This window comes from Nonomuraea sp. NPDC052129, from assembly GCF_040680095.1.
Taxonomy (GTDB): domain Bacteria; phylum Actinomycetota; class Actinomycetes; order Streptosporangiales; family Streptosporangiaceae; genus Nonomuraea.
This window is the reverse complement of the sequence record NZ_JBFAVX010000016.1, coordinates 68,182-80,057: the sequence shown is the minus strand read 5'-3', so window position 1 is coordinate 80,057 and position 11,876 is coordinate 68,182. Positions and strand designations below refer to the sequence as shown.

The 11,876-nt window shown below is 71.7% G+C and carries 7 protein-coding genes; 2 read left to right on the top strand and 5 right to left on the bottom strand.

Going from position 1 to position 11,876, the window contains the following annotated elements; genetic code table 11:
* Nucleotides 1-25: 25 nt before the first annotated feature.
* Genes AB0L53_RS31015 through AB0L53_RS31005 form a run of 3 tightly spaced genes read right to left on the bottom strand, consistent with a single transcriptional unit; the run spans nucleotide 26 to nucleotide 4,978 of the window.
* Nucleotides 26-3,079, bottom strand: coding sequence for a BTAD domain-containing putative transcriptional regulator (locus AB0L53_RS31015; protein WP_364001198.1), 3,054 nt, complete (start codon nucleotides 3,077-3,079; stop codon nucleotides 26-28).
* Between the two features lie 9 nt (nucleotides 3,080-3,088).
* Nucleotides 3,089-4,777 carry a serine/threonine-protein kinase gene (locus tag AB0L53_RS31010; RefSeq protein WP_364001195.1) on the bottom strand — a complete coding sequence of 563 codons (1,689 nt, stop codon included), beginning with the start codon at nucleotides 4,775-4,777 and terminating at the stop codon, nucleotides 3,089-3,091.
* Between the two features lie 60 nt (nucleotides 4,778-4,837).
* Nucleotides 4,838-4,978, bottom strand: a complete 141-nt coding sequence (locus AB0L53_RS31005; protein ID WP_364001192.1) for a hypothetical protein — start codon at nucleotides 4,976-4,978, stop codon at nucleotides 4,838-4,840.
* 575 nt (nucleotides 4,979-5,553) lie between these two features.
* Here AB0L53_RS31005 and AB0L53_RS31000 point away from each other — a divergent pair.
* Nucleotides 5,554-5,685 (top strand): hypothetical protein, encoded by a 132-nt coding sequence (locus tag AB0L53_RS31000; protein WP_364001190.1) that lies wholly within the window; start codon nucleotides 5,554-5,556, stop codon nucleotides 5,683-5,685.
* Nucleotides 5,686-5,780: 95 nt separating this feature from the next.
* Nucleotides 5,781-7,838: an elongation factor G gene (fusA, locus tag AB0L53_RS30995; RefSeq protein ID WP_364001187.1), complete on the top strand. Its 2,058-nt coding sequence runs from the start codon at nucleotides 5,781-5,783 to the stop codon at nucleotides 7,836-7,838.
* A gap of 774 nt (nucleotides 7,839-8,612) precedes the next feature.
* Here fusA and AB0L53_RS30990 read toward each other — a convergent pair.
* Both AB0L53_RS30990 and AB0L53_RS30985 read right to left on the bottom strand, forming a co-directional pair.
* Nucleotides 8,613-11,078, bottom strand: coding sequence for an FtsX-like permease family protein (locus tag AB0L53_RS30990; RefSeq protein ID WP_364001184.1), 2,466 nt, complete (start codon nucleotides 11,076-11,078; stop codon nucleotides 8,613-8,615).
* A 5-nt stretch (nucleotides 11,079-11,083) separates the two neighbouring features.
* Nucleotides 11,084-11,818 carry an ABC transporter ATP-binding protein gene (locus tag AB0L53_RS30985; RefSeq protein WP_358547755.1) on the bottom strand — a complete coding sequence of 245 codons (735 nt, stop codon included), beginning with the start codon at nucleotides 11,816-11,818 and terminating at the stop codon, nucleotides 11,084-11,086.
* Nucleotides 11,819-11,876: the final 58 nt, after the last annotated feature.

The window sequence follows — 11,876 nt, the reverse complement described above, 5'->3', positions numbered from 1 at the left end:
CGACCTTCAGGATCCGCATAGTGGGCTAAATCCCCAGGCCACGACGTCTGTCCAGCTCTTGCGCCAGAAGCTCGACCTCGGCACTTCGGGGCCCACCAAGGCTGTCAGACTCTCCCATAACACGCGCAAGCCCCTCAACCGCAGCATCAACCTCATCAAGGTCTAGGTGTGCTTTTATGAGGATAATCAGGGCTTTTGACGCGCTTCTCCGGTCACCGTGCGCCGTGAACATCACCTCGGCCTGACTCGCCAGCCTGGCCGCCGCCTCCGGATCGCCCTCGGCACTGGCGATGTCGGCCAGCACGAGCAGCCCGGCCGCCTCCGGCAGCCGGTCGCCCAGGCGCCGGTTGATCCTTATCCGCCGCTCGGCGCAGTCGCGGGCCCGTGCGTAGCGGTGGGCGCCGAGGTGCAGCCGGGCCAGGTCGAGCAGGGCTTCGGCGGCGCCGCGCGGGTCGCCCAATTCCTCGTACGCCTCCAGGCTGCGATCCACCAACCCCAGGTCTCCGCGTACGACGCCCAACGCCCGGAGCGCGTCGGCCGTGCCGCGCCGATCACCGGCCTCCTCGAAGACGTGCAGGCACCTGGCCAGCGCGCGCTCCGCCTCGGCCGGCCGCCGCTCCACCAGGCCGAGCCGCAGCATGATCCGAGCCAGCTCCAGGCCCTCGACCAGCGGCTGAGCGGCCCTCAGCGCGGCGGCGGCCGACTCAGGACGGCCCTCCACCCGATGCAGATCGGCCAGAGCACGCAACAGCAGCGCCTCACCCTCCCGATGCCCGGCCGCCCGCGCCGCGTCGAGGCCGGTGGCAGTGGTGACGTGCCAGTCGTCGTGATGCGCGCCCAGCTCGAACAGCGGAGTCAGATAAAAGGCCAGCCGCCAGGCCGCCTCGTGCAGACCGGCCCGGTAGAAGTCGCCCACAGTCGCCACAAGGAACCGACGTTCGGCGCTCAGCCACCGAGCGTCCGCCCGCAACCGCCCGGTCTCCAACGCCCACCCACCTGTCAGCCCGAGACCCGCCTCTCCCGCCCAACCCGAACCGGGCCCCAGCGCCTGCTCTCCCGGCCAGCCCGGACCGGCCGCCTGCGCCTGGTGGTCGGTGTGGGTCAGGGTGCGGCCTGAGCCGGGTTCGGCGGGGAGGAGGGCCGTCCTCGCGTGGCGGGTCCGGTCGAGGATCTCGCCCGCGATCCCGGCCAGGACCGCTGCGGGGCCTCCGTCCTCGGCGGTCAGGCGTTCGGCGGCGTACAGCCGAGTCAGGTCGTGCCAGCCATACCGTTCACCGCCGGACTCGTCCAAGCCGAGCGACTGGAGCAGCCCCGCCTCGGCCAGCGGCTCCAGATCGGCACCAAGCGCCCAGGAGGCGAAGTCGGGCGCGGACAGTGCGCCCAGCCTGCGCAGCAGCCGCCGTTCGGAGTCGGCCAGCCCGTGGTAGCCGAGCGCCAGGCTGCCGCGTACGGCCAGGTCGCCCGCGCTCAGCTCGTCCAGTCGGCGCCGCTCGTCGCCCAGCCGTCCGGCCAGGTGGGCGAGGGTCCAGCCCGGCTTCCTGGCCAGGCGGGATCCGGCGATGCGCAGGGCCAGCGGCAGACCACCACAGAGCCGCACGATCCGGTCTGCGGCCTCGGGCTCGGCGCCGACCCGTTCGCGCCCGACCACCTCGGCGAGCATGGCCACGGCCTCGGCGGGTTCGAACACCCCCAACTCGTACGCCCTGGCCGCCTCCAGCCCCGCCAAGGGGGACCGGCTGGTCACGAGCGTCAGGCTGCCCGGACCGGTGGGGAGCAGCGGGCGTACCTGGGCCTCGTCCGTGGCGTCGTCGAGCACCACGAGCAGGCTGCGGGCCGCCGTCATGCCGCGATATAGCCGTACACGCTCCTCGAACGCGGCAGGCACGGCCCCATCGGGACACCCCAGGGACCGGAGCAGGTCCTCCAGCACGGCGCCGGGCTGCCGGTCGCGGAGCGACGCGTAGAGACGGCCGCCCGGGAGGTCGATCATGGTCGCGGCGCGCACAGCCACGGCGGACTTACCGCACCCCGGCGGCCCGTGCACGACGAGGTGCACGGGGGCACCTCCCCGCGCGGACACTCCGCTTCCCTGCGTGGAGACACCGCCTCCCCGCGCGGGCGCCCCACCCGCAGGCGCACCGCCCCCACCCGCGGACACCCCGCCTTCTTGCGCAGGCGCAGTACTCGCAGGCGCACCGCCTCCTTGCGCCGGCACGCGGGCGACGATCCAGTCGAGGACGGCCCGGCGTCCCGTGAAATCCGAAATATCCGGCGGGGCCTCGCTCTTCACCGGTACACGCTGCCGCGGTCCCTCGCTCGACAGCGCGCGCCGGTGTGCCTCGACCAGCTCGGTGCCCGGTTCCAAGCCGAGCTCGTCCACCAGCACCCGGCGCGCCTCCTGGTAGGCCGCCAGCGCCTCCGCCCGCCGCCCGGCCTGGCGCAGCGCGTCGAGCAGCCGCGCCCAGGCCCGCTCGCGCAGTGGGTACGCGCCGACGAGCGCCCGCAACTCGCCGACCACCTCACCACCCCTGCCCAGCAGCAGGTCCAGCTCCACACGCTCTTCGAGCGCGGTCAGGCGGAGCTCTTCCAGGGGTACGGCGTGCGTTCTGCGCAGGTATGAGGACTCGATATCGGCCATGGCATCCCCTCGCCACAGCGCCAGCGCCGCCCGGAATCCCTCGGCCGCCGCTTCGACCCTGCCCGCCTCCCTCGCCCGCCTGGCCTCACCGACCAGCCGCTCGAACCGATGGCAGTCGACCGCATCCGGCTCCACCTCGATCAGATAGCCACCGGGGACGGTCCTGATGCCGTCGACGAGCTTGCGGAGCGCGCTGATGTACACCCTGAGCACCGACTCCGCGGAGGCCGGCGGCCGGTCGTCCCAGACCACGACCATCAGCCGCTCGATCGGCACCACCCGTCCGGCAGAGACCAACAGCGCGGCCAACACCGCCCGATGCTTCGCCGGCCCCGGCCCCGGCCCCGGCTCCGGGTCGCCTTCGAGTCGCAGTGGTCCCAGCAGCCGGAACCGGAGGGAACCGCGCCCCTCTTCGCCGGGCAGCGCCGGGAATTTCGGCATTTGTGGGGCTTAGTCCTTCGTGCGGTCGATGGCGAACGACACGAAGCGTACGCGCAGCGCCTCCCCGGCGTCCGGAGCCACCTGAACACCGGCCGCCCCCGGCCCGAGCGGATCACTCGCATCGGACACCTCGGCGACGAGCTTCTCGTTCACCCACATCCGCAACGTCACCCCAGCAGAGTCGCTGGGACCGGCACACTCGGCGACGATCCGGCCGCCCCTGGCCGTCGCCGCACCACTCAGAGCCGCCGGACCGTACAGAGGCGTGCCCTTCTGCCCAGTACGGCGCTTGACGATCGTGACCTGCCCCGAGCCGCTCACCCCGAAGTCGTAGCGGTCCCCCGAGCTCGCCGAGCCGTGGCACCACACACCGTACTCACCGGACCCCTGCTCAAGCCGCGCCTTCGCGCTCACCACCACCCCACCGGACGGCTCCGGCACGGGCGCGGACTTCCACAGGCGCCAGCCCGGCTTGGCGGTCAGCAGGTAGTCGCTCCCGGCGACCCGCGCGTCCCCGCCATCGGACGCCCCGGTCGCCCACGAGTCGCCGAACCCCGCCGCGTACGGCCACGACGGCGACCACACCCGAGGCACCACCACGACCCCCGCCACCACAGCGGCCAGGACAGCGACTGCCCCCGCCACCCAGGACCACCGACGCCGCGCCACCCCTCCACGTCCACCACCGGCGAGGCTCACACCGGCAGCAGCCTGGACGGGCGCGTCTTCGACCACTGCGGCCAGGCCACGCCCTTCGACCGCCCCGACGCGCTCCCCACCGCGGGCGCCAAAGTCCGCCGGCTGCTCCGCGGTCGAACCGCGAGGACCGAAGGCCGCCGGCTGCTCCGCGGCCAAGCCGCGAGGGCCGGTCCAGGTACGTTCGACGACCTGAGTGGCCGTGGCCGGGCTCAGCTGCCTGCCGCCCGTCAGGGACTCCAGCAGTTGTCGGGCCGTGGGGCGAAGACGTGGATCCCTGGCCATTGCCCGCTCCACCACGTCCCGCATGCCCGCGTCGAGCCCGTCCAGCCGCGGCCCCTCGTTGACGATCCGGTACAGCATCTCGGCCGGCGACCCGCCACCGAACGGCAGCCGCCCGGTCCCCGCGAAGGCGATCACCCCACCCCACGCGTACACGTCGGCCGCCGGCCCGAGCGGCTCCCCGCGTACCTGCTCGGGCGCCATGAACGCGGGCGTCCCCAAGATCGCCTGGCTGGTCTGGCTGTCGGCCTCGGCGAGCTGCGCGATGCCGAAGTCGATCACGCGCGGCCCGAGCGGCGAGAGCAGCACGTTCGACGGCTTGAGGTCCCGGTGGACGACCCCGGCCCCATGAATCGCACCGAGCGCGGTCGCGATGCCCACGGCCAGCGCTTCCAGGTCGGACCCGGACAAGGGCCCCTGTTCACGTACGGCCTTCGCCAGGTCCGGCCCTTTTACGTATTCGGTTACGAGATAGGCGACATCCCCATCGATCCCGGCATCCAGCACCGGAGCCGTACAGAATCTGGCCACCCGGCGAGCCGCGGCCACCTCGCGCTCGAACCGCCGCCGGAACGCGGGATCGCGGGCCAACTCGGGATGGATCACCTTGACCGCGGCCAGGCCACCGGTGGGCGTGCTGGCGAGATGCACCTCGCCCATGCCACCCCGGCCGAGCACCCGCCGCAGCGTGTACCCGCCTATGACCCGCTCGCCACTCATCGCAGACACACTAGCCAGGGTCAGCGCACATTCCCGATGTCGCCCACCTCCGGGACTGGGTCAGTCCGGGCCCGCGACCATGAGGAATGTCGTCAACGCGGTGAGTATGAGGAACACCACGCCGACCAGCACGAGGCCGACGGCCAGCAGCCGTTTGGGCGGTTCGGGCCGTTCCCCCGAGCGTTCCGAATCCCTTTCCACGGCCGACAAACTAACACCTGACAGCGAAGGTGACAAACGATGTCAGGCTACTCAGGCGACCAAACCAAGAACGGCGAGTTTCTTTACCGCACCCAGCTTTCTTTAAAGTACCCAGCGCAAAAGAATGAACAATTCGGAATGACAGCTGATCCAAGCGGTCGCCCTGCTTGAAAGTCAGTGGCGTCGAGCCCGGGACGCTGACGAAGGCACCGTCCATCTGGACTTCGAGCCCTGATTCCTTGCGGGTGTTTGTTGTACCAGGCGGCCACATAGCTCTTGCCGTTTTTCACCCACCCCACGAAAAGGCCGTCCTCCGGCTGCCCGGTGTTCGCGAACGTCCCCGCCGTCAGCACACTGACGGCCGCACCGGCGGGTGGCAGGCCGCTCTCCCCGGCACCTTGATGGCCACCGGCGCCTGCCCGAGATAGACCGTGCCCTGGCCGCCCTCACACCAGCGCCGGAGAACACCGGCATTTCCCGCTTAAAATCGGTTTTCCGCCTATGGCCGTTTCGGTACACTCGCCCGGAAACGGGGCGCCACAACGGCGCCCATTGACGAGCGAGGGGAGCCGGCCGTGCGCGACAGCAACACCAGCAACCGCACCGCCTCGGTCATCCCCACGTCTCGCTACGAGGTGATCCTGGTGTCTTCGTCCGCCCGGCGTCGGCTGCGCGGCCGGCACTGGACGTCTCTGACGAACACCTGATCAGCCCTTTCCTTTCGGAATCGAACAAACATCGGGCGGTGTTCGTCCGGGAATCGCGCTGTCCTGTCTGAAGCGTCCCGAAGGGCCATGAGGCCGTGCGTACCGAACTGCACCGTCATCACACCGACTCGCTGAACGCCGTCCGTAACCTGGGCATCCTCGCCCACGTCGACGCCGGCAAGACCACCATCACCGAGCGGATCCTGTACCTCACCGGCGCCACCTACAAGCGCGGCGAGGTACACGACGGCACGACCATCACCGACTTCGACTCCCAGGAGCGCGACCGTGGCATCACCATCTTCGCCGCGGCCGTGAGCTGCTCCTGGGACGGCCATCGGATCAATCTGATCGACACCCCGGGACATGTCGACTTCTCCGACGAGGTGGAGCGGTCGCTGCGGGTGCTCGACGGCGCGATCGCGGTGTTCGACGGCGTCGCGGGCGTCGAACCGCAGAGCGAGTCGGTATGGCGGCAGGCCGACCGGTACGGGGTGCCGCGCATCGCCTTCGTCAACAAGCTGGACCGCGCCGGTGCCGACCTCGACACGGTGGTCGAGTCGATCCGCGAGCGGTTGCGCGTGGTCCCGTTGGTGGTCCACCTGCCGATCGGGCGGGAGGACGGCTTCACCGGGGTGGTCGATCTGCTGAGCATGCGGATGCTGGCCTGGCCCGGCAGTGGCGACCCGGTCGAGGAGGGCCCGATTCCGGACGGTCTGCGGGAAGAGGCGCACCGGCGCCGCCGGCTGCTCGAAGAGGCGGTGGCCGAGCTGCATCCGTTCGCGTTGGAGGAGTTCTGCGCGGAGTCGGCGATCTCCGAACGGACTCTCGCCGCCGCGCTGCGCGACCTGACCCGTACCGGTGAGGGGGTGGTGGTGTTGTGCGGATCGGCGTACCGCAACCGTGGAATCGAGCCGCTCCTGGACGCCGCCGTGGCCTACCTGCCCTCGCCGCTGGACGTACCGGCGGTACGCGGCACGCACGACGGCACCGAGCAGGAGCGCCCGGCCGACCCGGCGGCGCCGTTCGCCGCCCTGGTGTTCAAGGTGCAGTCGACCGCCACCGGGCGGCTGACGTACCTGCGGGTGTACTCGGGAACGATGCGGAGAGGAGACGCGGTGCTGGACACCGGCGCGGGGCGCACCGAGCGGATCGGCCGGATCCTGCGGGTGCAGGCCGACCGGCACACCGAGGTGGACCGGGCGGCGGCCGGGGACATCGTCGCGGTGGTCGGGCTGAAAACGGCCCGCACCGGCGCCACGCTGTGCGCGCCCGCGGCGCCGCTGCTCCTCGAACCGCCGACCGTGGCCGATCCGGTGGTCTCGGTGGCGGTCGAGGCCCGCAGGAACACCGAGACCGACCGGTTGACGTCGGCGTTGGCCCGGCTGGTGGAGGAGGATCCTTCGCTGGTGGTACGCACCGACGCCGAGACCGGTCAGACGGTGCTGTCGGGGCTGGGCGAGCTGCATCTGGAGGTCGCGGCGGAGAAGATCCGGCGCGCCCACGGGCTGGAGGTCGCCATCGGCCGGCCGCAGGTGGCTCACCGGGAAACGGTCGAGCGCGGGGTCTCCGGGTTCCTGTACCGGCACGTCAAGCAGGACGGCGGGGCGGGGCAGTTCGCGCACGTCGTCCTCGATGTGGATCCGCTGGACGTCGCCGACGGCGTGGTGTTCCGCTCGACCGTCGTCGGCGGACGGGTGCCGCGCGAGTACGTCCGGGCGGTGGAGGCCGGCTGCCGGGACGCCCTGGCCGACGGACCGCTCGGCGGCCATCCGGTGACCGGCCTGCGGATCACCCTGACCGACGGAGCCACCCATCCCAAGGACTCCTCGGAGATGGCGTTCCGTACGGCCGGGCGGCTCGGGCTGCGCGAGGCACTGCGCGCCAGCCTCCTGGTGCTGCTGGAGCCGGTGGTCGAGGTCACGGCCACGGTGCCGGACGACGCCGCCGGCGGGGTGCTCGGCGACCTGGCGGCCCGGCGCGGCCGGATCTCGGGCTCGACCGCGCGGGCGGGCACCGTGGTGATCACCGCGACCGTGCCGCTGGCCGAGGTGTTCGGGTACGCGACCCGGCTGCGCAGCCGGACGCAGGGCCGGGGCACCTTCACCACCCGGGCCGCCGGTTACGCCCCGGCCCCGAGGCTGTCCCGGTAGACGATGGCCCCGTCCGCATTCGGACGGGGCCATCAGGACCTACGTTCCCGGGCGGAAGCGGCGCGGCGGGGTGTGGATGTCGAAGCTCGGCCGTGCCTGGGCCAGGACCGAGTGCGGCACGGTGTCCGGCGTGATCAGTCCGAGGCGTTCGAAGACCGGAAATCTCGCGGATCCGGCGATGAGATGCCCGGGGGCGCATCGGCGGATGCCAGATGCTTTGACGTGCTCCTCGCCCTGGAGAGGCGGAGATTCCCGTGCTGCTTACGCAGCAGTCCATGCCGCATAAGCAGCACGAGCTGTGGAACAGGATGCTTGACGCTTCACTGACCCGCCTACCGGCAAGTCTCCACGTCCTGTCACCGCCCGTCCGGCGGCCTCGTCGTACCGATGAATCCAGGAAGTGATCTCACCGCCAGCTTGGTTGTCGCTTGCCAGTTCGATCACGGATACTTTACCGTACGTGGTTGAGAGGTCGCAAGCAGTTCCGATCACTGCACACTCGCGCCCCAGAGGGCACTCACGCGCGGGCCTACACCATCCCGCCTGAAGACGGGAGCGCTGGCCCTCGTCTCAGTAGACACCCACCCGCCCGTCTCGCCGCCGATACCAGCCCGGGATCGGATGGGTGAGCCGTTCCAGCCAGTCCGGCTGGTCCGTGAAACCGGCCAGCCGGGTGAGGGGCTCGCCGGTCCCGGAAGGCGACGGCGGAGACTAGGGCTCCGGGACCGTCGTCGAAGGCCATCTTCAGGCTAGCAACGACTCACGCCAGGAAGGCTAGTCGCGCGCGCCGATCAGCTCGACCGGCCGCCTCCCGAGGACGAGACGGCCGGGCAGCGCCGTGGCCAGAAGGGCGAGGCCGGCCGCGGCGGCGATCACCGCGAGGTAGGTGAGCGGCGGGATGTGCGGCACCACCGAACCGGTCATGCCCATGCTGAACGCCGACAGCGTGACCAGCGCGATCACCGTCCCGATGGTCACCGCGACGACGACCGCCGCCAGAGTCTCCAGCCTCAGCATCCGCAGCACCTGCCGCCGGGTGGTGCCGACCAGGCGCAGCAGGGCGAGTTCCCGCGACCTCGACGAGGTGGACATGGCGATGGTGTTGACCACGGCTATCGCCGTGAAGGCGATGATCAGCCCCATCGCCACGTAGTTCACCTCGCCGTTGGCCCCGCCCGCCTCGGCCGCCTGAGCCCGGTCCAGCACGCCGACCCCCGGCACGGCCCGTTCCAAATCCGCCCGCGTCACCGAGGGGGCCGCGACCAGCACGGTCCCGAGCGGGTCGTCCACGTGCCCGGCCACCAGCGCGTGGGAGAGCGTGAGTTCGCCGAATCCCAGCCCGCGCGAGTAGATCGCGACGACGCGCAGCTCAGCGGGGGTGCCGTCACCCAGTGTCAGGCTGATCTTCGCGCCCGCCGAGACGCCGAGCCGCTCGGCCGCCGTCCGGCTGACCGCGACGGAGCCGTCGTCGAGGCCGTCGAGCGAACCGGAGACCACGCCCAGGTCCATGGTCCTGCCGAGCCCGTCGGCGGTCACGGCCTGCGCGCCGTACTTGTCCAGGCCCACCCGTACGGAGGTACGCAGCACTTCGGTGACCGCCTCGACGCCCGGAAGCCGCCGCACGGCCGCCGCCGTGCCGGAGGGCACGTGCGGGCCGAGGACGTGCTCCGCTCTGGTGCCCGCCGTCGCCTGCTCCTGGGCCGCGTACCCCATGGTCGTCTGTACGAACAGGATCGTGCAGGTCATCGCCACCATCAGGCTGAGCGGCGTGACGACCGAGCTCAGCCGCTTGGACGTGGCGCGCATACCGGCGGCGGCCAGGTACCCGCTCGTCCGGGCCGCGCGCAGCGGCACCCCGAGCAGGGCGGTCGCCACCTGCGCGAGCACCGGGCCGAGCAGGGCCACGGCGACCGTCCACACCAGCGCGGTGAGCAGGGTGACCGGGCCGGAGGCCGCCTCGCTCGACAGGGCCGACAGCACCAGCGTCAGCGCGACGCCGCCCGCCGCGCACAGGAGCCCGGCGACCATCCTGCCCAGGGGGATGCGTGCCGTCGGCAGCTCCGCCTCGCCGAGTGCCTCCACCGGGCGGATCCGTACGGCACGCCGCGCCGAGAGGTACGCCGCCGCCCAGGCCGCCATCACGGCCGCGCCCAACGCGGCGAGCAGCGGAAACGGACTGACCACCAGCCGCAGGTTGTCCGGCATCGCGCCCAGCGCGACGAACCGGGACCGCAACCAGAATCCCAGCCCGACCCCGGCCGCCGAGCCGAGTGTCCCGGCCACCACGCCGACCAGCAGCGCCTCGCCACCGAGCATCCCGCGCACCTGACGGGGAGTGGCGGCGACGGCCCTGAGCAGGGCGATCTCCCGCTGGCGCTGCTGGATGGACAGCGCGAACGTGCCGACCACGACGAGGATCGCCACCAGCAGCGAGGTCCCGCCGAGTGCGCCGCCCAGGCTGATCAGCCTCACCCGCGACTGCTCGGCGTCCAGGAACTCCACGGCCCCGCGCTCGTCCCCGGTGTAGGCGAGCGCGCCCTTGACCACCCCGGACGCGTCCCCGGTGTAGGCGAGCGCGCCCTTGACCACCTCGGACACGTCCACCTGGGGAAAGACGGCGATCGCGGCCACCTGCCCCGGCCGTCCCGCCAGGCGCCGCGCCTCGGCGGTGGCGAAGAACAGCGTGTCCTGGCTCGGCAGGTCCTGGGCGGTGACACCGGTGACCAGGTAGTTCCTGCTCCCGGCCGCCGTCCGCACAGGCACGCGCGCCCCCACCGAGAGCCCTGAGGCGGCCTCCACGACCACCTCTCCCGCCGCCCCGGGCGCACGTCCCGTGCGCAACGTGTACGGAGTGAGCGCCGCCGACTCCCAGCCGTGCCCCTGGAACCGGCGGCCCGCGACGTAGGCGGGGAAGGTCACCTCGGCGATCACCCGCGACACCCCGGGGATCCGGCGCAACCGGTCGGCCAGGGACGCGGGCACCCAGGCCCGCTCGGACAGCTGCTTGGCCTTGGTCTTGGTCTTCGTCTCGGACGCGCGGACCGTCTGGTGGGCGTACTGGTCCCCGCTGACGATCATCGGGGCGCCCGCGTAACGTTCGGGGGCCACGCTGCCGCGCAGTCCCGTCTCCAGCAGCATGCCGCAGGCGCAGACCAGCGCGGCTGCGCAGAACAGGGCGACGAACGCCCCGGCGAAGGCGGCCTTGCGGTGCCGGAGCGTCTTCAGGGCCACAAAGATCATGGAGGTCAACGCACCCACGCTCCCAGCCTGGTCATCCGCTCGGCGACCTGCTCCGAGGTGGGCGCCGCGACAGAGTCCACGATCCTGCCGTCGGCAAGGAACAGCACCGCGTCGGCGTACGAGGCGGCCACCGGGTCGTGGGTGACCATCACCACCGTCTGTCCAGTTACGTCCACGATCTCCCGCAGCAGCGTCAGCACGTCACGGGCGGTCATCGTGTCCAGCGCGCCGGTCGGCTCGTCACCGAACACGACCTCCGGCCGGGTGACCAGCGCCCTGGCGATGGCCACCCGCTGCTGCTGGCCGCCGGACAGCTGCGCGGGCCGGTGGCCCGTACGTCCCGTCAGGCCCACCTTGGACACGACCTCGTCGAGCCATGCCCGGTCCACTCGAACGCCCGCCAGGCGCAGCGGCAGGGTGATGTTCTCGATCACGGTGAGCGCCGAGACCAGGTTGAACGCCTGGAACACGAAGCCGATCCGCTGCCTGCGCAGCTCGGTCAGCGCGGTCTCGTCCATCCCGGCCAGTTCGGTGCCGCCGAGCCGTACCGAACCCGAGGACGGCACGTCCAATCCCGCCGCGCAGTGCAGGAACGTGCTCTTGCCCGAGCCCGAAGGGCCCATGACCGCGGTGAAACTCCCGCGTGGAATACCTACCGACACCTCGCGCAGGGCCGCGACCGCGCCCTGCCCCTTGCCGTACACCTTGCTCACCGCGTCCAAGCGCAGCACGTCTGTCATGCCTCTCAGCCTGCTGACCAGGTACGGCGTGGACCAGAGACGCGATCACGCCTGCGCC